We start from the raw sequence: 21,489 nt of genomic DNA on the forward strand, positions 1-21,489 counted from the left end.
AATGAAGTCCACCACTGAACGAAAGCTCGCCAGGTACGCCGCACGCGCCTGCCTGCTCATCTTCCTCGCGATAGTCGTGGCGAGGTTTTTCGTCGACATCCCGTATCTGTGGGGCTGGGTTCCGCTGGGCCTGTGGATGTTGATCGGATTCGGGGCGAACCGCCGGGCGGCCCGCGAGGAGGGGGACGGCGCGACGGGCCCGGTCCGCGAGCCGGTGGCGGTCGCCGCCCCGGTCACCGGCCGCTGGAAGGCCCTCAACAGCCCCGCCGACAAGGTCCCCAGCCATGGCACACGGGCCTACGGGCAGGCGTACGCGATCGACATCGTGGCGGAACCGGAGCCGGACTCCCGGCCCGGGTTCGGCTGGTGGCCGCTGTTCCGCCGCAACGAGGAGTTCCCGGCCTTCGGCGCGCCCCTGCTCGCCGTCGCCGACGCCACCGTCGTCCGGGCCGAGGACGGCAGTCGCGACCATCTCAGCCGCACGTCCTGGCCCGCGGCCGTCTACCTGCTCGCCCTGGAGGGCCCCGCCCGCACGCTCGGCGGCGCCCGCTGGATGCTCGGCAACCATGTGATCCTCGACCTGGGAGGCGGCGTCCACGCGCTCTACGCCCATGTCCGCCGCGGTTCGCTCACCGTCCGTACGGGCGACCGGGTGCGGGCCGGAGAGACCATCGGCCAGTGCGGCGACTCCGGCAACAGCAGCGAGCCGCACGTCCACTTCCAGCTCATGGACGCCGCCGACCCGGTCACCGCCCAGGGCGTCCCGTTCACCTGGCAGGGCGTCGGCGTCCCGCGCACGGGCGAGACCTTCGAGGCCGCGGCGCCGCGGACGGCACCGGCGAGCTGAGCGCCGGGCCGCCCGGTCGCCGGCCGCCCCGGCGCCCGTCCCGCGCATTCGGCAGCACCTGTCAGTGCCGCCTCGTAGGCTGACGGACATGCCTCCTGCCGCCCGGAAGCCGCGCCCCCGCCGGTACGACCCGAAGAAGACCCGCAGCGCCGTCACGGCCCAGCTTGCGCACGTCCAGGAGGCCGTGCGCGCCCTGGCGCCGGGCCAGTTGGCGCTGCCGACCCGGCTCGGTGACTGGACGGTGCGCGAGCTGGTGGCGCATCTGTCCATGGCCGTGGGGAGCGTGGCGCGCGGTCTTGAGCGGCCGGTGCCGGCGCGGGCGGAGGCCACCCTGCTGGAGTGGCCGTCGGCGGCCGCACCGCGTGCCTCTGACGTCGACGCGCGCACCCGCGCCCTGGCCGGCGCGCACGACCCCGTGGAGCTGCTGGAACGCACCGCCGCCGAGTTCGCCGAGGTCGTGGCGCCGGAGCCGGACGACCGGCTGGTGCCGGTCCTGCCCGGCGCGATGCCGCTGGCCGACTTCCTCGTCACCCGCTGTCTCGAACTCGTCGTGCACACCGACGACCTCGCGGCGGCGACCGGCCTGGAGATCCCCTTCGACCGCCAGGCCCTGGCCGCCACCACCCGCCTGCTGGCCGACGTCCTGGCGAACCGGGCCCCCGGCGGTTCGGTGGAGCTGCGGATTCCGCCGTTCGCCGTGGTGCAGTGTGTGGCGGGCCCCAAGCACACCCGCGGCACCCCGCCGAATGTCGTCGAGACCGACCCGCTGACCTGGATACGGCTGGCCACCGGACGCACGTCCTGGACCGAGGCACTGGACGCGGCGACGGTCAGCGCCGGCGGCGAGCGGGCCGATATCAGCGGGTATCTGCCGGTGCTGAGCTGACGGCGGCGGTGGGCCCGGCGCCCGCACCGGACGTGGGCCCGGCCCCGCACCCCGGCGTGGGCGGCATCCCCGGCGCCCGTACCGGTCGCGGCCGCGGGCGGCGTCGCGCATCTCACACGGAGCGGGACGCGCCACCGCACCGCAAGATCCACACGGTCCGCGCCGCGGGCCCCGTATCCGGCGCCGCACCAGGTGAGCCAAGGGATCCGCGGTGCGCCCGGGGCGCTCGGCCACCCGTCGCGGGGCATGGGCACGTCACACCGTGCGGCCCCGCATTCATGCACTCATCCAGTTCCGCGGCCATCCCCGGTTCGGATGAATGCGCGACCTGCCCTAGACTCGGTGGCGTGCCACGTGGTGACGGACGACTCAACCACGACCTGCTCCCCGGCGAGAAGGGCCCCCAGGACGCTTGCGGCGTCTTCGGTGTCTGGGCTCCGGGTGAAGAGGTCGCCAAACTCACCTATTTCGGGCTGTATGCGCTGCAGCACCGTGGACAGGAGTCCGCGGGCATCGCGGTGAGCAACGGCTCCCAGATCCTCGTCTTCAAGGACATGGGCCTGGTCTCCCAGGTCTTCGACGAGACTTCGCTCGGCTCTCTCCAGGGCCATATCGCCGTGGGCCATGCCCGCTACTCCACCACCGGTGCCTCGGTGTGGGAGAACGCCCAGCCGACGTTCCGTGCGACCGCGCACGGCTCGATCGCGCTCGGCCACAACGGCAACCTGGTGAACACCGCCGAGCTGGCGGATCTGGTCGCCGCGCTGCCCCGCGAGGGCGGCCGGGCGACTCAGGTCGCGGCCACCAACGACACCGACCTGGTGACGGCGCTGCTGGCCGGCCAGGTCGACGAGGACGGCAAGCCGCTGACCGTCGAGGAGGCCGCCCCGCGCGTCCTGCCCAAGGTCAAGGGCGCCTTCTCGCTCTGCTTCATGGACGAGCACACGCTCTACGCCGCCCGCGACCCGCAGGGCATCCGCCCGCTGGTCCTCGGCCGCCTGGAGCGCGGCTGGGTGGTCGCCTCCGAGACCGCCGCCCTCGACATCTGCGGCGCCAGCTTCATCCGGGAGATCGAGCCCGGCGAGATGGTCGCCATCGACGAGAACGGTCTGCGCAGCAGCCGCTTCGCCGAGGCCCGCCCCAAGGGCTGCGTCTTCGAGTACGTCTACCTCGCTCGCCCGGACACCGACATCGCCGGCCGCAATGTGTACCTCTCCCGGGTGGAGATGGGCCGCAAGCTGGCCGCCGAGGCGCCGGCCGATGCCGACCTGGTGATAGCGACGCCGGAGTCCGGCACGCCCGCCGCTGTCGGATACGCCGAAGCCAGCGGCATCCCCTACGGCTCCGGCCTGGTCAAGAACTCCTACGTCGGCCGGACCTTCATCCAGCCCTCGCAGACCATCCGCCAGCTCGGTATCCGGCTCAAGCTCAACCCGCTCAAGGAAGTCATCCGCGGCAAGCGCCTGGTGGTCGTCGACGACTCGATCGTCCGCGGCAACACCCAGCGCGCCCTGGTCCGGATGCTGCGCGAGGCCGGTGCGCTCGAGGTCCACATCCGGATCTCGTCGCCGCCGATCAAGTGGCCGTGCTTCTTCGGCATCGACTTCGCCACCCGCGCGGAGCTGATCGCCAACGGGCTGAGCGTGGAGGAGATCGGCAAGTCGCTGGGCGCCGATTCGCTCGCGTACATCTCCATCGACGGCATGACCGAGGCGACCACGATCGCCAAGCCGAACCTGTGCCGCGCCTGCTTCGACGGCGAGTACCCGATGGAGCTGCCCGACCCGGGGCTGCTGGGCAAGCACCTCCTGGAGTCGGAGACCGCGAGCGGGACCACGTCCGACGTGGACGGCGTCCAGACGCTCACCGCCGGGGTCGGCGGGGCCGACGCGCTGCGTCGCCCGTAGAGCTCGTTCACACACGACAGGAAAGTGCTCAGCCATGTCCGCTGAATCCTCCGGTGCCAGCTACGCCGCCGCGGGCGTCGACATCGAAGCCGGCGACCGCGCCGTGGACCTGATGAAGGAGTGGGTGAAGAAGGCCACCCGCCCCGAGGTCGTGGGCGGGCTCGGCGGCTTCGCCGGCCTCTTCGACGCCTCCGCCCTCAAGCGGTACGAGCGTCCGCTGCTCGCCTCCGCGACCGACGGCGTCGGCACGAAGGTCGACATCGCCCGCAAGATGGGCGTCTACGACAGCATCGGCCACGACCTCGTCGGCATGGTCGTCGACGACCTGGTCGTCTGCGGCGCCGAGCCGCTGTTCATGACCGACTACATCTGCGTCGGCAAGGTCTACCCCGAGCGGGTCGCCGCGATCGTCAAGGGCATCGCCGAGGGCTGTGTGCTGGCCGGCTGTGCGCTCGTCGGCGGCGAGACCGCGGAACACCCGGGGCTGCTGGGCGTGGACGAGTTCGATGTCGCGGGTGCCGGCACCGGCGTCGTCGAGGCGGACCGGGTGCTGGGTGCGGATCGTATCCGTACGGGCGACGCGGTGATCGCCATGGCGTCCTCCGGGCTTCACTCGAACGGGTACTCGCTGGTCCGCCATGTGCTGTTCGACCGTGCCGGAATGGCCCTGGACCGGGAGATCCCGGAGTTCGGCCGCACGCTCGGCGAAGAGCTCCTGGAGCCCACCAAGATCTACTCGCTGGACTGCCTGGCCCTGACCCGTACGACCGAGGTGCACGCCTTCTCGCACATCACCGGCGGCGGTCTGGCCAACAACCTCGCCCGGGTGATCCCGGACGGTCTGCACGCCACCGTCGACCGCGCCACCTGGACGCCGGGCCCGGTCTTCGACCTGGTCGGCACGGCCGGCTCGGTCGCCCGCCCGGAGCTGGAGAAGACCCTCAACATGGGCGTCGGCATGATGGCCGTCGTGCCGCAGGGTTCGGTGGAGGCCGCCCTGACCACGCTGGCCGACCGCGGCGTGGACGCCTGGGTCAGCGGCGAGATCACCGACCGCGGTGACCGCGCCGAGGCAGTGACCCTGACCGGTGACTACGCGAGCTGAGCGGACGGGCGCCTGCCCCGGCCCCAGCCGGGCCAGGACGGGCGCCCCTCTCTCCGGCGGCCGTCGGTGCGATCGCGCCCACGGTGATCCGGGCAGCGGTCATCCGCGCAGCACAGAACCCGGTCCGGGCGATGCCCAGGACCGGGTCCGTGATGCTGTTATGGGTGCCGCGAGCGCGCAGAGCGTCAAGCGCGACGACGCTGCTGGGAGGAGTCGCCTTCGTCCTCTTCTTCGTCGTCGCTGTTGTACAGATCTGCGTACCGTGCGTACGGGTCGTCGTCCTCGTCCTCCTCGAACGGCTCGGCGTTCGGAGGCTGCTGGTTCGACGGTGTTGCACCCAGCTCGTCGGCCAGTCGTGAGAGATCCGTCCCACCGCTGCTGTACTTCAGCTGGCGGGCGACCTTTGTCTGCTTGGCCTTGGCCCGGCCGCGCCCCATGGGTCGACCCCCTCAATGACGGGGCTCGGTGGCCCCAGAGTCTTGACACGCGTTCATGGATCAGAGCGGGCTCTCGACAGAGAGACCGGCCCGTAGGGCTTTAACGGTACCTGCTTCCGCGGCCATACGGTACGTCGCCCGCATCACCCGCCGCTCGGCACGACCGGCAAGGTGCCCTGTCCCCGCTGGTCAACTGCGATTTTAACCTGTCCTGTACGGCGACCCGCCGACGGGTGGTGAGGGATGTCTCCCCCGGCCGCCCGCGGCGGGCCGCACAGAGCTGTCTTTCCGGCCCGCAAGGGGGCATTTCCGGCCTGGGTCAGGCGCGCTGCGCCTCCGCCATGCGCTGCTCGGCCAGGCGGTCGGCGGCCGCGGCGGGCGGAATGCCGTCGGCCTTCGCGCGAGCGAATATCGCCAGCGTGGTGTCGAAGATCTTCGCCGCCTTGGTCTTGCAGCGGTCGAAGTCGAAGCCGTGCAGCTCGTCGGCCACCTGGATGACACCGCCGGCGTTCACGACGTAGTCGGGGGCGTAGAGGATGCCGCGGTCGGAGAGGTCCTTCTCGACGCCGGGGTGGGCGAGCTGGTTGTTGGCCGCGCCGCACACCACCTTCGCGGTCAGCACCGGCAGCGAATCGTCACTCAGCGCGCCGCCCAGCGCACACGGGGCATAGACGTCCAGGCCCTCGGTGCGGATCAGGGCCTCGGTGTCCGCAACGGCCGTGACCTGCGGGTACTTGGCGCGCACCCGCGCCACCGAATCGGCGCGGACGTCCGTGATCACGACCTCGGCGCCGTCCTCGAGCAGGTGCTCGACGAGGAGGTGACCGACCTTGCCGACGCCCGCGATGCCCACCGTGCGGCCGCGCAGCGTCGGGTCGCCCCAGGCGTGCTGGGCCGAGGCGCGCATGCCCTGGAAGACGCCGTAGGCGGTCAGGACGGAGGAGTCACCGGCGCCGCCGTTCGCCGGGGAACGGCCGGTGGTCCACTTGTTCGTACGGGAGACGACGTCCATATCGGCCACGTAGGTGCCGACGTCGCAGGCGGTGACGTAGCGGCCGCCGAGGGAGGCCACGAACCGGCCGTAAGCGAGCAGAAGTTCCTCGGTCTTGATCAGGTCGGGGTCACCGATGATCACGGCCTTGCCGCCGCCGTGGTCCAGCCCGGCGAGGGCGTTCTTGTAGGACATGCCGCGCGACAGGTTGAGGGCGTCCAGCACGGCCTCCTCCTCGGAGGCGTAGGCATGGAAGCGGGTGCCGCCGAGGGCGGGGCCCAGGGCGGTGCTGTGGATGGCGATCACGGCCTTGAGGCCGCTGGCACGGTCCTGGCAGAGAACGACCTGCTCGTGGCCCCCCTGTTCCGATCGGAACAGGGTGTGCAGAACGCCGCCGTCGGTGCCGGCGTGGGCCGGACGTACGTCAGTCACGGTGGTGACTCCCATAAGTCGCGAAGGGTGCCCTCCGACGGGTGGGGAGGGCCGGTTGAAAAGAGCGTAAGACCTGCGGGACCGGTTGATCGGCCGGGTGCCCAGGATCACCCTCTCCCGGGGGACGGGCATGGGACGATCTGGTCGTATCGCAGGCCGGCGGGGGCCCTCGGGATCTCCCGGCGGCGACTTCCCCTTTGAAGGAGCGGGCGTGGCCCTGGCGTCGTCGGTGAAGGTCCCGTACATGGCATATCTACGGGTCTACGAGCCGCTGGCTGCGTTCCCCGAGCCGGAGCGCTCCCACTGGGCGCGCTATGCCAAACGGGAGGACACCCCCACCGCCCAGGACGAGCAGCGCCGGGCGCTGGCCGATCTGCTGGCGACCCCGCCGGTGCCGGTGCCGGTCCACGAGAGCGCGGACGCCTTCATCGCCGTGGTGAACGACGTGACGTGTGTCTGCCCCTGGCGCACCCGGCTGCGCGGCTGGCAGGCCCTGGAGGCGCTGGACGAGCTGCTGCCGGCGTCGGTGCTGGACGCGGCGCTGCCCCCGGTGGTGCGGCTGCAGGCGGCCGGCGACTACGAGCGGTGGCGGGAGCGCAACCCGGACGCGAGGCCCTGGATCCGCGGCGCTTCCTGGCACGTCCCGGTCCGCTGGTTCGTGCTGTTCGACGATGGCGAGCGGGAGTACACGAAGGGTGACCAGGCGCCCGTGATGCGTTACCGGACGCCCATGGTGGAGGCGCGGCGACGGGTCGCCCGGGGGCTGCGCACGCTGCGCGACGCCCTGGAGGAGGGACCGCTGATCGACGGCCTGGTAGATGTGGGGCGCTGGCTCGAGGAATTCCATCCGCGTTCGCTCGTGGAGCTGGACTACGGAGGGCTGGTGCACGCGGTGCCCGAGGAACAGCTTGCCGAGGACCGTTCCGCCGCCGAGGTGGCGGAGGGGCTGGCGGCGCTGCGCGCGGGCGACGGCGAGCGGGCCGGGGTCGCGTACGAGAAACTTTCCCAGCGGTGGCGTGCGGTGCGGGAACGCCAGTTCTCCAGCTGAGCGCCGGTGCGGTGCAATGGTAGATATGCGGAATCAGTTCCTTCGCTTTCGGCGGCCGGACGGTAAAGGACGTAGGTCCCTATCCGGGCGATTGCCTCAAGCGTGACCTAAAGCACTGACTTCGGGTCTTGCTCCCAAGCCATACCCTCGTGCCAAAATAGGACAAGGAGCCCGACGCGGGCTCCTTCCGTCCAACTAAGGGCGGATAGATCGGTATTGCGCTCCTTGAGGGGTCTCGTGGCGTCTGTTCACGTTGTGACTGATCGTCACGGACGAGTGACTGTCCGCTATGGCACGGTCCATCGGCTTCCGCCGAGGTTGAACACCTGAGAGGGCAATTCCATCGGTTTGGCCGACGTGGCTGGACAGATGGTGTAGTTGTAGTGCCGAGGACAAGCCGTTCGTCCTATAACCGACTCGGCCCGCGTCCGCCATTTCGGGCAACGTGGGTCAAGGTGCAGAATTTAGAGGAAAGAACCGTGATGGTTCGGTTCTCCCGAGGAGGCCGCTCATGACCGCTCGCACCCCTGACGCCGAGCCGCTGCTTACCCCTGCTGAGGTCGCCACGATGTTCCGCGTGGACCCGAAGACGGTGACCCGCTGGGCCAAGGCAGGCAAGCTCACGTCCATCCGCACGCTCGGAGGGCATCGGCGTTACCGCGAGGCTGAGGTCCGCGCACTGCTCGCGGGCATTCCGCAGCAGCGCAGCGAGGCCTGAACAACCGCATAACCAGGTCGTTTTCGGGGCCCCCAACCCGAAAATGCCTGCTTTGCACCCCTGGCTAGACCTGTTTCACCTTGCTTCACACAGCTTCATATGACGCGGCGCCTGCCCCAACAGGCCCCACGCCCGCCGCATCTTGGGTACGTCATCGATCGCGCTGGACTCCGCCGGGTCCAGCGCGATCTTTTTGTGTGCGCCCGCTCCAGGGCCCTTCACGGCGGCCGGGTCGGCACGCCGCCGATGCCATCCCGGACGCCGGTCAGGGTGCCTTCACGGGGCTTGTGGGGGCCTCTGTGCACGGACCCTGCGGGCTCGCTACTGAGCCGTTTACAGGTGGTGCAATTGCACATATTAAATTGACCGGTTGTATGGGGGTTGTAAGTTCCGCATCGCGCCAAACTGGTTCGGTGACACCCGTCACACTGCGCGGCGCTTGAAGACGATACGTCCGCTGCGGTAGAGAACTTCTCCCGCCGCGCCCAACAGCCTGTCACCGCGCGTACGAGGGCGCGGGTGGCGTTGGTCATCCGCTCACGGGACTTTCGTCCTCGGCCGCCTGCGGCTCGCAGACGGCCGGCGGCGGGGCGGGAGCGGCCGCGGGCGCCGGAGCCGCGGAGCGGGCCGTGTGCGGCTCCATGGCGAGCCGCAGCAGCTGATGGCAGATGGGGCAGTGCCGCATCAGGTGGCGGTAGGCCGTGGCCGCCGACAGATGGGCCCGCAACAGTGCTCTGGTCTCGTGCCGTACCGCAGTCGTCATCGCGCATACCTCCCCGGCCCCCGTGCCCTTCCTCAGTGAGTACCGGTGGCACGAGCCGCAGTCAATACGGCGGGCAGCAAACCGGCTACGCACCGCATTCGGCCTGCGGGGGCGGGCGGCGGCGGACACGGAGGGCGGCGCGGCCCGGGGCCGGCGGCACTTGAAGGGCCCGACACGGGCCGCAGGGGCGGGTCCTGACGGGGAGTGCGGTGACCGGTGCCCGGCGGCGGCTGTCCACCGGGCGCGGGATCACTCCGACAGCAGAACCGTCCGGACGGCGGAACGGTCCGGACAGCAAAACGGCCCGCATCCGAGAAGGATGCGGGCCGTCATCATGCGGTCCTGACGGGATTTGAACCCGCGGCCTCCACCTTGACAGGGTGGCGAGCACTCCAAACTGCTCCACAGGACCTTGCGTTTCGCTTTCCGCTTGCGGCGGGCTGCGAAACAAGACTGTACAGCAGGTCAGGGGGTGCGGTCGAACTCGCTACCGGCGGCCCTGATTCCCGGGGAAAAGACGCCGCCTACGGCGCGGCGGCGTCCACCGCCTTCACGATCCGCTTGTCGGAGACCGGGTACGCGGTGCCCAGGGCATGGGCGAAGTAGCTCACCCGCAACTCCTCGATCATCCAGCGGATCTCCCGGGCCGCGGCGGGCACCGGGCGGCCCTGCGGGAACTGCTCCAGCAGCCAGGCGTATTCGTCCTGCATCTCCTTCACCTTCGCCATCCGGGTGCGGTCCCGCTCGGCGTGGGTGGGCAGCTGCTGGAGCCGGCGGTCGGCGGCCACCAGGTAGCGCATCAGGTCCGGCAGCCGTTTGGCGCCGTGCGCCGTGACGAAGCTCGGCTTGATCAGCGCCGCCAGCTGCTCCTTGACGTCCGTGAGCGACGGGAGCAGGGAGGGGAACGAGGTCTCCTTCAGCCGGCGCTCGCACGCCTGCCAGGCGGCCAGCACCTCCTGGACCTGCTGGATGGTCTTGAGGGTGACGTCCACCAGGTCGGCGCGGACGGCGTCGAAGAGCTTGCGGAAGGACTCCTCGTCCCAGGCCGGGCCGCCCCGGGCCGCGATCAGCCGGTCGGCGGCGGCGGTGACGCAGTCGTCGAAGAGTGCCCCGATCGAGCCGTGCGGATTACGGGACAGCGCCAGCTTCTGCTGATTGCTCAGCTTGTCCTGGGCGAACTTGGCGGGGTTGGTGGGAATGTTGAGCAGGATGAGCCGACGGGTGCCCGCCCACATCGCCGTGAGCTGTTCGGCCTCGGTGTCGAAGAGGCGGACCGCGACGCTGCTGCCCTCGTCGACCAGCGCCGGGTAGGCCTTCAGCGGCTGGCCCCCGCGCCGGGTCTCGAAGGTGCGCGGCAGGGCGCCGATCGTCCAGGACGTCAGGCCGGTGCGCTGCTCCGGGCCGGCCGCCGCCCGCCCGTCGCCCGCGCCGCCCTTGCGGTCCCCGGCGGGGCGCTCGGCGGCCTGCTCGAAGGCCTTGGAGATGGCCGCCCTGGTCTTCGGCTTGAGCTTCAGCCGCAGCGCCTCCAGGTCCTTGTCCTCGGCGAGCTTGCGGCGGCGCTCGTCCACCACCCGGAAGGTGATCTTGAGGTGGTCGGGGATCTTGTCCGGGGCGAAGTCCGCGGCGTCGACGGGCACGCCCACCATCCGCTGCAGCCCCGCGGCCAGTGAGGTCACGAGGGCGCCCTGCAGAGGGACCGTGGAGTCCAGGAAGCGGGCCGCGAAGTTCGGCGCCGGGACGTAGTTACGGCGGATCGGCTTGGGAAGTGACCGGATCAGCTCGGTCACCAACTGCTCGCGCAGGCCGGGGATCTGCCAGTCGAAGCCTTCGGAGGAGACCTGGTTGAGCACCTGGAGGGGGATGTGGACGGTCACGCCGTCCGCGTCCGCGCCCGGCTCGAACTGGTAGGTGACCTTGAACTTCAGCTTTCCCTGCCGCCAGGAATCCGGGTAGTCGTCCTTGGTGACGGCCTCGGCGGACTCATTGATGAGCATCGAGTGCTCGAAGTTCAGCAGCTCCGGCTCTTCGCGGTGCTGCTTCTTCCACCAGGCGTCGAAATGCGCGCCGGAGACCACATCGGCCGGAATGCGCTGGTCGTAGAAGTCGAAGAGGGTTTCGTTGTCCACGAGGATGTCGCGGCGCCGGGCCCGGTGCTCCAACTCCTCGACCTCGCCGAGAAGTTTGCGGTTGTCATGGAAGAACTGGTGGTGGGTGCGCCAGTCGCCCTCGACCAGCGCGTTGCGGATGAACAGGTCCCGCGAGGTCTCCGGGTCGATCCGGCCGTAGGCGATCTTGCGCTGGGCGACGATCGGGACGCCGTAGAGCGTCACCCGCTCGTAGGCCATCACCGCGGCCATCTTCTGTTCCCAGTGCGGCTCGCTGTACGTCCGCTTCACCAGATGCTGGGCGAGCGGTTCGATCCACTCCGGCTCGATCTTCGCATTCACCCGCGCCCACAGGCGGGACGTCTCGACCAGCTCGGCCGACATCACCCAGCGCGGTGGCTTCTTGAAGAGCGCGGACCCGGGGAACACCGCGAACTTGGCGCTGCGGGCGCCCAGATACTCGTTCTTGGCGTCCGTGTCCTTGAGGCCGATGTGCGAGAGCAAACCGGAGAGCAACGAGGTGTGGATATGGTCCGGCGCGGCATCCTCCTCGCTGAGGTGGATGCCCATGGTCTTGGCGACCGAACGCAGCTGGGAGTAGATGTCCTGCCACTCGCGTATCCGCAGGTAGTTCAGGAATTCACTGCGGCACATCCGGCGGAAGGCCGAGGAGGACAGCTCCCTCTGCTGCTCGCGGACGTAGCGCCAGAGGTTGAGGAAGGCGAGGAAGTCGGAGGTCTCGTCCTTGAAGCGGGCGTGCTGCTGGTCGGCCTGCTGCTGTTTGTCGGCGGGCCGCTCGCGCGGGTCCTGGATGGACAGCGCCGCCGCGATGACCATGACCTCGCGGACACAGCCGTTGCGGTCCGCCTCCAGCACCATCCGCGCCAGCCGCGGGTCGACCGGCAGCTGGGAGAGCTTGCGGCCGAGCGGGGTCAGCCGCTGGCCCTTCTGTCCCGGCTTGGCGGGCTTCTGCTGGGTGTCGAGCGCCCCGAGCTCGCGCAGCAGATCGACGCCGTCCTTGATGTTGCGGCGGTCCGGCGGGTCGATGAACGGGAACTGCTCGATGTCGCCGAGGCCGGCCGCGGTCATCTGCAGGATGACGGAGGCGAGGTTCGTCCGCAGGATCTCGGCGTCGGTGAACTCGGGACGGGAGAGGAAGTCGTCCTCGGAGTAGAGGCGGATGCAGATGCCGTCGCTGGTACGGCCGCAGCGGCCCTTGCGCTGGTTGGCGCTGGCCTGCGAGACCGGTTCGATGGGCAGCCGCTGGACCTTGGTGCGGTAGCTGTAGCGCGAGATACGGGCCATGCCCGGGTCGATGACGTACCGGATGCCCGGGACGGTCAGCGAGGTCTCGGCGACGTTCGTGGCCAGCACGATCCGTCTGCCCGTGTGCCGCTGGAAGACGCGGTGCTGCTCGGCGTGCGACAGCCGGGCGTAGAGCGGAAGGACCTCGGTGAACGGCAGGGCCTTCTTGTTGAGCGCGTCCGCGGTGTCGCGGATCTCCCGCTCGCCGGAGAGGAAGACCAGGATGTCGCCGGGGCCCTCGGCCTGCAGCTCGTCCACGGCGTCGCAGATCGCGGTGATCTGGTCGCGGTCGGCCTCCTGGCCGCCCTCTTCCAGCAGCGGGCGGTAACGCACCTCCACCGGATACGTACGGCCGGAGACCTCGACGATGGGGGCGCTCGGCTCCGGCTCGTCGCTCCCGGAGGCGCCGGTGCGGTCCGGCGCCGCCCCTACGGACGCGAAGCTGCCGAAGTGCCGCGCGAACCGTTCCGGGTCGATGGTCGCGGACGTGATCACGACCTTCAGGTCCGGGCGGCGGGGCAGCAGCTGCGCCAGGTAGCCGAGAATGAAGTCGATGTTGAGGCTGCGTTCGTGTGCCTCGTCGATGATGATCGTGTCGTACTGGCGCAGCTCGCGGTCCGTCTGGATCTCGGCGAGCAGGATGCCGTCCGTCATCAGCTTGACGAGGGTGTCGCCGCCGACCTGGTCGGTGAAGCGGACCTTCCAGCCGACCGCCTCGCCCAGCGGGGTCTTCAGCTCCTCGGCCACCCGCTCGGCGACCGTACGGGCCGCGATCCGGCGGGGCTGGGTGTGCCCGATCAGGCCCCGGATGCCGCGGCCGAGCTCCAGACAGATCTTGGGGATCTGGGTCGTCTTGCCGGAGCCGGTCTCACCGGCGACGATCACGACCTGGTGGTCGCGGATCGCGGCGAGGATCTCGTCCTTCTTCTGGCTGACCGGCAGCTCTTCCGGATAGGTGATCCCGGGCACCGCGGCCCGCCGCTGGGCGACCCGCAGCTCCGCCTCGTCGAGGCCGGCGGAGATCTCGGCGAGCACGGCGGCCCGGGCCTCGGGCTTACGGATCCGGCGCGCGCCGTCGAGCCGGCGCCCCAGCCGCTGCTGGTCGCGCAGCATCAGCTCGGGCAGCCGCTCCAGCAGAGCGGTCAGGGTGGGAGCGGGGGTGCCGGGCGGGGTGGAGACAGCGCCGTCGGGCAGGGCGGAGGCAGGCTGACTGGACATACGTCCCCCAGGATCTCACCTCACGTAATCGACTGGCGAACCATTTGCCCGTACGGCCGGATCATGAGCCCCCGGGCCGCCCTATACGGGGTATCTGCCCGGGTATGCCCCGAGTCGCTGCTTTAGCGTGTCCCTATGGCTGATCATCGCGGCGCTTCCGGCCCGCCCGGCGGCTGTGCTCCGCACGGCGCACACGGCGGGCCGCGGAGCGGCGCGCAGAGGCGGGCGGCCGTCATGTGGACGGCCTTCAGGAAGTCGCCCTACCTCCCCGCGGTCGTGCTGATCTTCATCGTCGCCGCGGCGGCCGGTCTGTTCGCCGGCTCGTACACGTACGCCATGGCCAATCCGACGCCCCGGTCCGTCCCGACCGCCGTGGTCGGCTCTCCCGACACCCCGCCGGTGAAGGCCTTCACCCAGGGGATGGAGAAGGCACTGAACGCTTCGCTCCGGCTGACCGGGTACCGCACCTACGGCCAGGCCCGGCGGGCCGTCGACGAGCAGGAGGAGTTCGCGATCCTGCGCGCCCGCGGCCGGGGCGTGGAGCTGGACGTCTCCGGCGCCTCGGGGGCCACGGTGGCGCAGCTGCTGACCCAGTCGGGCGCGAAGGTCGGTGAGGCGACCGGCGTGGACGTCCGGATCCGGGACATCAAACCGCTGCAGAAGGGCGATCCCCGCGGTCTGGCGCTGTTCTACATCTCGCTGGCCGCGGTGATCATCGGTTTCGTCGGCGCGATCCAGCTCAGCGTGCACGCCCGCGGCCTGGAGCCGGCCGAGCGGATCGCCTGCACCGCGGTCTATGCGCTGCTGGGGGGCTTCTGTATCGCGGCGGTGGTCGACTGGTGGCTGGGCGCGCTGCGGCTGCCGTTCGTGGAGTCCTGGCTGATCCTGGCGCTGACGATGTTCACGTCCGGCATGGTCTTCACGATGTTCAACGCCCTCATGGGGCGCTGGGCGATGATCCCCACCTGGGGGCTGATGGTGCTGCTGGGCAACCCTTCTTCGGGCGGTGCGGTCTCCTGGCCGCTGCTGCCGTCCGCCCTCGGTCTCGTCGGCCGCTGGCTGCCGCCGGGCGGCTCGGTCAACGCCCAGCACACCGCCGTCTACTTCGGCGGCCACCAGCACGCCTTCCCCTTCCTGGTGCTGGCCGGCTGGTCGGTGCTCTCGTGCACGGTGTTCTGGATCTGGCGGCACCGCCACCCGGGTGGCCGCGAGGAGGCGGTGGCGCCCGCCGCGGACGCGTGAGGCGGCGGGGCGCGCGCCGGGCCCCGGACGCCGGGCGGAAAAAAGAAGAACCGTCTTCGGCATCGATGGAAGGGACGGCATCGGCGGACACGAAAAAGGCCCCGATTCGAGGAATCGGGGCCTTCTCCCAATGGGTGTGGCTGGGGCCGGGGTCGAACCGGCGACCTATCGCTTTTCAGGCGATCGCTCGTACCAACTGAGCTACCCAGCCACAGCGGTCCTGACGGGATTTGAACCCGCGGCCTCCACCTTGACAGGGTGGCGAGCACTCCAAACTGCTCCACAGGACCTTGCATTGTGCGAAAGCGGCGTGAGCCAGTCTCGCACACGGTGATGCGTGCCCCCAACGGGATTCGAACCCGTGCTACCGCCTTGAAAGGGCGGCGTCCTGGGCCACTAGACGATGAGGGCTGGTGGCCACCTTGGCGTCGTTACCGGCGCCGTCGGGGACGTGAGAAGCATATGGGATGGGAGGACCGTTCGCCAAAACGGTTTACCGGGGGCCGCGGGAAGGGCTCCTGGCCGGGCGTGGAAGCGGGCTGGAGGAGGGTCCGGAAGAAGCCCTGGAAGAAGTGCCGGGCGAGGCTCCGGACGGGTGAGGGGAGCCGGACGCCGAGGGCGTGGCGCCGGGTTGGTTCTCGCGGGGGAGGTGGCGGCTGACCTCGGCCCGCGACAGGCCCAGTCCGCCGAGGGTGATCTCGTCCCAGGCCTGCAGCCGTTTCGTCGTCCGGTCCAGATAGAGCACCGACGCCTCGACCGGTGCGGGCTTCTTGTTCTGCACCGCGCGCAGCCCGCCGCCGCCCGTGGAGCCCTCGACCATCAGCCGGGTGCCCTGGGGGAGCGTGGTGATCTCGCGGTGGTGGAGGTGGCCGGCCAGTGCCAGCGGGGCCAGGCCGTCCGCCTCGGACACGGCGGTGGGGTTGTGGGCCAGCGCGATGTCGACGGGGGTGCCGGCCAGCCGCTGGGTGCGCAGCGAATCGGCGAGCCGGCCGCCGGCGGTGCGCTCGGCGGGCTCGCCGGCCGCCACCACGGAGCGGTCCGGGGTGAACTGCGGGTCGCCGACGCCCGCGAGGCGCAGGCCGGCGACCCGGGCGACCCTGCCGTGGTCCAGGACGGTGACGTGGCGGCGGCCGGTCAGGTACTTCTGCGTGCCGCGCGAGTCGTGGTTGCCGCGCACCCAGACGTACGGGGCGCCGAGGGTGGAGACCGGGTCCAGGAAGTGGTTCTCGGCGGCCGAGCCGTGGTCCATGGTGTCGCCGGTGTCGATGATCACGTTGATCCGGTACTGCTTCACCAGGGAGGCGATGATCCGCCAGCCGGCGGGGTTGAGGTGGATGTCGGAGACGTGCAGCACCCGGATGGTGGTGGGTTCCGGCTGGTAGACCGGCAGCGTCGAGGTGGCGTCGTAGAGCTTGGTCACATTGGTCACCAGGCGCGCCAACTCCTTCTGGTAGACGTTGAATTCGCTGACGATGTTGCGGGCGTTGCCGACCACGGACGGGGCCGAGGAGAGCAGCCCGGAGAACTTCGGCTCCAGTACGGACTTGGGGTTCCAGGTGGCGTACGCGGTGCCGGCACAGGCGGCGAGCAGGGCGAGCGCCAGCCCGCCGGCGGCCAGCGCGCGGCGCGGGCGGCGGTGGACGGCCAGGCTCAGCGCGGTCGCGCCGCACGCCACGGCGACAGCGGAGTGCAGCGCCAGCCCCAGGGCGCCGCGGGTGACGTCACGGGTGACCTCGTCCTGCAGGCCGGCGAACCGCTCGGGGTGATCGACCAGCGCCCGGGAGCGGACCGGGTCCAGCCGGTCGACATCGACATCGAGCGCTACGGGTGCGTAGTGGCTGCTCAGTTCCAGGTCGCCGAGGGGCGGGACGTCGATCCTGGTGCCGCCGGTCAGCGAGGGGCGCAGCGCCATGCTGGTGTCCATCGGGCCGACGGGGGCGTGGACGCCGCCGATCAGGACCAGCCCCAGCCAGGCACCGAGGACGGCCACGGATATCAGGCCGAGGGCGGAGCGCAGGGGGTGGCGCGGGGCGGCGCCGAGCGGGGTGGCGGAGGCCGGGTGGGCTAAGGAGCGCAACGGGTCCAGGACGGGAGCGCCCACGGCCGTACGGCGGGAGCGGTAGGCGCGGCGGACGGCTGCGGGCAGTGCGGGTACGCCGCGGAGCCAGGTGAACAGCAGCCGGTGCGGCGGGGTGCGCGGGGAGTCGGGGTGCGGTGTCCGGGAGCGCGCGGCGCGGGCCATTGGTCCCGTATGCCCGGCCGGTGGCACCGCTATGCGGGGAGCGGCCGCTTCCGGTTGGGGTGCGGAGTGGCGGGCGGGACGCGACGATCGGTGGTGGGTCCGGGTGGCGGAGAATGGTGGTGTGCTGGAAATGACGCGCGAGGAGTTCGAGGAACTGGTCGCCGAGGCGCTGGACCGGATTCCGCCGGAGCTGACCCGGCTGATGGACAACGTGGCGGTCTTCGTCGAGGACGAGCCCCCGGCCGGCGATCCCGAGTTGCTCGGGCTCTACGAGGGGACGCCGCTGACCGACCGCGGCGAGTGGTACGCGGGTGTGCTGCCGGACCGGATCACCGTCTACCGGGGGCCGACGCTGCGGATGTGCGACACGCGCGAGGACGTGGTCGCGGAGACCGAAGTGACGGTCGTTCACGAGGTCGCGCACCACTTCGGCATCGACGATGAGCGGCTGCACGCGCTCGGCTACGGCTAGAGCCGGGGGCCCCGGCCCGGTCCGGTCCGCGGTGCCCGGCGCGATCCGCCGGGCCCGGTGCGTGTCCTCGGGTGGGGAGCGGGAGTTGGGCAGGGAGTCCGTACCGCTGTCCCTGCGCTCCGGATCCGGAGGTCCCGCCGTGCGCCCGAGCCCCTGTCATTCGCCCCTGACGCCGACACCGTCCCCGTCGCCGTCCGTCACCCCTGCCGCCCCGTCGCGCCCGCCGGCGCGCCGCAGGCACTCCCGGGCCGTTGCCGCGGCCGTGGCCGTCTCCGCGCTGGCCGTGTCGCTGGCCGGCTGTATGAGCGTGAGCGATCCGGAGAAACCGAGACCGACCGGCAGTAGTGCGCGGCACGACGGGGAGGGCGGGCTGCCCGGCCCCGGCGGGGTGACCGTGGACGGCCGCGGCGGCGGGCCGCGGCGGATGGGCCATCACGGCGCCGGGCGTCCGGCCGGCGACGACGACAAGGCGAAGAAGAAGCCGGGGAGCGCGAAGCCGGCGCCGCCCGGGCCCGGTGAGCCGTCCCAGCCCGTGGAGCCGTCGGGTCCCGAGCCGGGGGCGGGCGGTGTCCACGGCGGCTCCGACGATCACGGCGGGCGGCCGAAGCCCTCGCCGTCCCGCCCCGACCGCCCCACGCCGCCGGCCTCGCCCCCGCCCGGTACGCCCAGCGCGCAGCCGACCCCGCCGGCCAGCAGCGCTCCGCCGCCGCCGAGCTCCCAGGCGTCCGGACCGTCTCCCGTCTCGCCGCTGTCACCGGAGCAGTCGCAGTCGCCGTCGGACCCGTACGGGGCAGAGGCGTAGGAGAAAAAGGGGGGCGTAGGTGGCGGAAGGTGTGTAGAGGGTCGAAGGGATGTACCGGCCGCCGGGGGTGAGGGGTGCCGACGGGGCGCGTAGCCTTGTGCGGGCGTGGGGGGTGTCAGGGGGCGGACGGCAGGGGCCGGAAGGTCATTTGCCATCCGGGGGGAAGAGTGCGTATGGTGGTAGATCGTTTGATCCCATTTGCCCGGCGCCAGAACAGAAGCGCGCCGCGTGGCGCGTTCTCTCCCTTGCCGTGGCTGACCGCATAGAGGCGGTCGTGTGAAACACACGGAGTTTGGGCGCGTGCCGAGACTCCGGAAGGTTTCGCATTTCGCATGTCCATTTCCACTGAGCAGTCCGTCATGCCCGCACTCGACGAGCAGACGGTCCCCGAGGTGACGGCGGCCGACGAGGCCCCCGAGACCGACGCGGCCGAGGCCGCCACCGACACCGTCACCTTCGCCGACCTCGGACTGCCCGAGGGCGTCGTCCGCAAGCTCGCGCAGAACGGCGTCACCACCCCCTTCCCGATCCAGGCCGCGACCATCCCGGACGCGCTGGCCGGCAAGGACATCCTCGGCCGCGGCCGCACCGGCTCCGGCAAGACCCTCTCCTTCGGTCTGCCGACCCTGGCCACGCTGGCCGGCGGCCACACCGAGAAGAAGAAGCCGCGCGCCGTCATCCTCACCCCGACCCGTGAGCTCGCGATGCAGGTCGCGGACGCGCTCCAGCCCTACGGCGACGTCCTCGGCCTCAAGATGAAGGTCGTCTGCGGCGGTACGTCCATGGGCAACCAGATCTACGCCCTGGAGCGCGGCGTCGACGTCCTCGTCGCCACCCCGGGCCGGCTGCGCGACATCATCAACCGTGGCGCCTGCTCCCTGGAGAACGTCCAGGTCGCCGTCCTCGACGAGGCCGACCAGATGTCCGACCTGGGCTTCCTGCCCGAGGTCACCGAACTGCTCGACCAGGTGCCCACGGGCGGTCAGCGGATGCTGTTCTCCGCCACGATGGAGAACGAGATCGGCACGCTGGTCAAGCGGTACCTCACCAACCCGGTCAGCCACGAGGTCGACAGCGCCCAGGGCAACGTCACGACCATGACCCACCACGTCCTCGTCGTGAAGCCGAAGGACAAGGCGCCGGTCACCGCCGCCATCGCCGCCCGCAAGGGCCGCACCATCATCTTCGTCCGCACCCAGCTGGGCGCCGACCGCATCGCCGAGCAGCTCGTCGAGTCCGGCGTGAAGGCCGACGCGCTGCACGGCGGTATGACGCAGGGCGCGCGCACCCGGGTGCTCGCGGACTTCAAGGACGGCTACGTCAACGCGCTGGTCGCCACCGACGTCGCCGCCCGCGGTATCCACGTCGACGGCATCGACCTGGTCCTGAACGTCGACCCCGCCGGTGACCACAAGGACTACCTGCACCGCTCGGGCCGTACCGCCCGCGCCGGCCAGTCCGGCACCGTCGTCTCGCTGTCGCTGCCGCACCAGCGCCGCCAGATCTTCCGCCTGATGGAGGACGCGGGCGTGGACGCCTCGCGCCACATCGTCGGCGGCTCCGGCGCCTTCGACGAGGACGTCGCCCGGATCACCGGTGCGCGCTCGCTCACCGAGGTCCAGGCCGAGTCGGCCAACAACACCGCCAAGCAGGCCGAGCGCGAGGTGAGCCAGCTCACCCGCGAGCTGGAGCGTCTGCAGCGCCGCGCCTCCGAGCTGCGCGAGGAGGCCGACCGGCTGACCGCCCGCGCCGCCCGTGAGCGGGGCGAGGACCCGGCCGAGGCGCTTGCCGCCGCGGCCGTCACCGCCGAGGCCGAGGCCGCCGCCGAGGCCGCCGTACCGGACCAGTCCGGCGCGTCGGACGAGCGCCGCGACGACCGGGGCTTCGACCGCCGCGACGACCGGGGCAACTTCGACCGCCGCGACCGTCGTGACGACCGCTCGGGTGGCCGTTCCTTCGACCGTGACCGTCGCGATGACCGTTCCGGTGGTGGCTTCAACCGTGACCGCCGTGACGACCGTTCCGGTGGCCGTTCCTTCGACCGTGACCGTCGTGACGACCGCTCGGGTGGCCGTTCCTTCGACCGTGACCGTCGCGATGACCGTTCCGGTGGCGGTTTCAACCGTGACCGTCGTGATGACCGTTCCGGTGGCCGTTCCTTCGACCGCCGTGACGACCGCTCGGGTGGCGGTTTCAACCGCGACCGTCGTGACGACCGTTCCGGTGGCCGTTCCTTCGACCGCCGTGACGACCGCTCCGGCGGTGGCTTCAACCGCGACCGCGGCGACCGTCCGAGCCGCCCCTTCAACCGTGACGACCGCTCCGGCGGCCGTTCCTCCGGCGGCTACCGCTCCGGCGGCGGCGACCGTCCGTTCAACCGCGACGACCGTTCCGGCGGCCGCCCGTCCTCCGGTGGCCACCGCGGCGGCGGCGACCGTCCGTACGGCCGCCGTGACGACCACCGTGGCGCCACGACCGGCTCCGGCGGCCGCCGTGACGACAAGCCGCGCTGGAAGCGCAACGGCTGATCACATCCGCTGACCCGCAGGGCCCGTACGCACTCAAGTGCCGTACGGGCCCTGCGTGTTGAGGGGTGAGCGAGGCGCCCTGCCCGGTGCGCCGGCAGCCCCCGCGGCACCCCGCCGGGCAGCCCGATCCCTAATGCCTTCGGGCTGCGGCACATCCTCGGGCTATGCTGCTCGGTGCGGGCCATTAGCTCAATTGGCAGAGCAGTGGACTTTTAATCCATTGGTTCAGGGTTCGAGCCCCTGATGGCCCACAAAGACCAAGGCCCCGCCGCCCGGCACGGAGTGTCCGGGCGGCGGGGCCTTGGTCTGCCCCGGGGCCTTGGAACGGGGTCTGCTGGGCCGCTGCCGGCCCGCTGGCCGGAATCGGGCCGGACTGATCTGCCTCACGAACTCGTCTGCTGAATCCGGAGCTCAGGATCGCGTCGATGGGCCGTCACATCG

The 21,489-nt window shown here is 71.1% G+C and carries 15 protein-coding genes and 5 tRNA genes; 11 read left to right on the forward strand and 9 right to left on the reverse strand.

Annotated elements, in window-relative coordinates; translation table 11 throughout:
* Position 1: 1 nt before the first annotated feature.
* The 4 genes from ABZ851_RS03880 to purM all read left to right on the forward strand — a co-directional run bounded on the left by ABZ851_RS03880 (position 2) and on the right by purM (position 4,745).
* Positions 2-847 (forward strand): M23 family metallopeptidase, encoded by an 846-nt coding sequence (locus tag ABZ851_RS03880; RefSeq protein ID WP_361121627.1) that lies wholly within the window; start codon positions 2-4, stop codon positions 845-847.
* Between the two features lie 88 nt (positions 848-935).
* Positions 936-1,733, forward strand: a complete 798-nt coding sequence (locus ABZ851_RS03885; protein WP_361121630.1) for a sterol carrier family protein — start codon at positions 936-938, stop codon at positions 1,731-1,733.
* Positions 1,734-2,080: 347 nt separating this feature from the next.
* Positions 2,081-3,640, forward strand: coding sequence for an amidophosphoribosyltransferase (purF, locus tag ABZ851_RS03890; RefSeq protein ID WP_311625794.1), 1,560 nt, complete (start codon positions 2,081-2,083; stop codon positions 3,638-3,640).
* Between the two features lie 34 nt (positions 3,641-3,674).
* Entirely contained in the window at positions 3,675-4,745 is a 1,071-nt protein-coding gene (gene purM / locus ABZ851_RS03895) for a phosphoribosylformylglycinamidine cyclo-ligase (RefSeq protein ID WP_336047272.1), read from the forward strand.
* A gap of 185 nt (positions 4,746-4,930) precedes the next feature.
* Here the strand turns inward: purM and ABZ851_RS03900 are convergent, their stop codons facing one another.
* Both ABZ851_RS03900 and ABZ851_RS03905 read right to left on the reverse strand, forming a co-directional pair.
* On the reverse strand, positions 4,931-5,182 hold the full coding sequence (locus ABZ851_RS03900) for a DUF3073 domain-containing protein (RefSeq protein WP_088798556.1): 252 nt from the start codon (positions 5,180-5,182) through the stop codon (positions 4,931-4,933).
* 319 nt (positions 5,183-5,501) lie between these two features.
* A complete protein-coding gene (locus tag ABZ851_RS03905; RefSeq protein ID WP_361121635.1) occupies positions 5,502-6,620 on the reverse strand; it encodes a Glu/Leu/Phe/Val dehydrogenase dimerization domain-containing protein in 1,119 nt (372 codons plus the stop codon).
* Between the two features lie 196 nt (positions 6,621-6,816).
* Here ABZ851_RS03905 and ABZ851_RS03910 point away from each other — a divergent pair, with 196 nt between their 5' ends.
* The gene (locus ABZ851_RS03910; RefSeq protein WP_361121638.1) at positions 6,817-7,653 is read left to right on the forward strand and encodes a hypothetical protein; all 837 of its coding nucleotides are present in this window, start codon (positions 6,817-6,819) and stop codon (positions 7,651-7,653) included.
* Positions 7,654-8,164: 511 nt separating this feature from the next.
* Positions 8,165-8,371, forward strand: a complete 207-nt coding sequence (bldC, locus tag ABZ851_RS03915; RefSeq protein ID WP_003949541.1) for a developmental transcriptional regulator BldC — start codon at positions 8,165-8,167, stop codon at positions 8,369-8,371.
* Positions 8,372-8,900: 529 nt separating this feature from the next.
* On the opposite strand, the gene ABZ851_RS03920 is transcribed toward bldC, so the two are convergent.
* From ABZ851_RS03920 to hrpA, 3 genes are all read right to left on the reverse strand, one after another.
* The gene (locus tag ABZ851_RS03920) at positions 8,901-9,134 is read right to left on the reverse strand and encodes a DUF6274 family protein (protein ID WP_361121641.1); all 234 of its coding nucleotides are present in this window, start codon (positions 9,132-9,134) and stop codon (positions 8,901-8,903) included.
* 337 nt (positions 9,135-9,471) lie between these two features.
* Positions 9,472-9,546: transfer RNA gene (locus ABZ851_RS03925), tRNA-Asp, on the reverse strand.
* A 112-nt stretch (positions 9,547-9,658) separates the two neighbouring features.
* Positions 9,659-13,762, reverse strand: coding sequence for an ATP-dependent RNA helicase HrpA (gene hrpA, locus ABZ851_RS03930; protein ID WP_361121644.1), 4,104 nt, complete (start codon positions 13,760-13,762; stop codon positions 9,659-9,661).
* 135 nt (positions 13,763-13,897) lie between these two features.
* Between hrpA and ABZ851_RS03935 the strand changes: the two genes are divergently transcribed.
* Positions 13,898-15,004: an ABC transporter permease gene (locus ABZ851_RS03935; protein WP_361121647.1), complete on the forward strand. Its 1,107-nt coding sequence runs from the start codon at positions 13,898-13,900 to the stop codon at positions 15,002-15,004.
* A gap of 137 nt (positions 15,005-15,141) precedes the next feature.
* Here ABZ851_RS03935 and ABZ851_RS03940 read toward each other — a convergent pair.
* From ABZ851_RS03940 to ABZ851_RS03955, 4 genes are all read right to left on the reverse strand, one after another.
* A tRNA-Phe gene (locus ABZ851_RS03940) sits at positions 15,142-15,215 on the reverse strand.
* A 4-nt stretch (positions 15,216-15,219) separates the two neighbouring features.
* Positions 15,220-15,294 (reverse strand) — tRNA-Asp (locus ABZ851_RS03945).
* A gap of 48 nt (positions 15,295-15,342) precedes the next feature.
* Positions 15,343-15,415: transfer RNA gene (locus tag ABZ851_RS03950), tRNA-Glu, on the reverse strand.
* Between the two features lie 82 nt (positions 15,416-15,497).
* The gene (locus ABZ851_RS03955) at positions 15,498-17,246 is read right to left on the reverse strand and encodes a metallophosphoesterase (protein ID WP_361121650.1); all 1,749 of its coding nucleotides are present in this window, start codon (positions 17,244-17,246) and stop codon (positions 15,498-15,500) included.
* A 121-nt stretch (positions 17,247-17,367) separates the two neighbouring features.
* On the opposite strand from ABZ851_RS03955, the gene ABZ851_RS03960 reads away from it, so the two are divergent.
* The 4 genes from ABZ851_RS03960 (at position 17,368) to ABZ851_RS03975 (ending at position 21,299) form a co-directional block, all read left to right on the forward strand.
* Entirely contained in the window at positions 17,368-17,718 is a 351-nt protein-coding gene (locus ABZ851_RS03960) for a metallopeptidase family protein (RefSeq protein ID WP_311625801.1), read from the forward strand.
* Between the two features lie 262 nt (positions 17,719-17,980).
* Positions 17,981-18,520: a hypothetical protein gene (locus ABZ851_RS03965; RefSeq protein WP_361121653.1), complete on the forward strand. Its 540-nt coding sequence runs from the start codon at positions 17,981-17,983 to the stop codon at positions 18,518-18,520.
* A 332-nt stretch (positions 18,521-18,852) separates the two neighbouring features.
* Entirely contained in the window at positions 18,853-21,048 is a 2,196-nt protein-coding gene (locus ABZ851_RS03970) for a DEAD/DEAH box helicase (RefSeq protein ID WP_361121655.1), read from the forward strand.
* Positions 21,049-21,226: 178 nt separating this feature from the next.
* Positions 21,227-21,299, forward strand: a tRNA-Lys gene (locus ABZ851_RS03975).
* The last annotated feature ends 190 nt before the right edge of the window (positions 21,300-21,489 follow it).

It is taken from the genome of Streptomyces sp. NPDC047049, from assembly GCF_040643995.1.
GTDB classification, from domain to species: domain Bacteria; phylum Actinomycetota; class Actinomycetes; order Streptomycetales; family Streptomycetaceae; genus Streptomyces; species Streptomyces mooreae.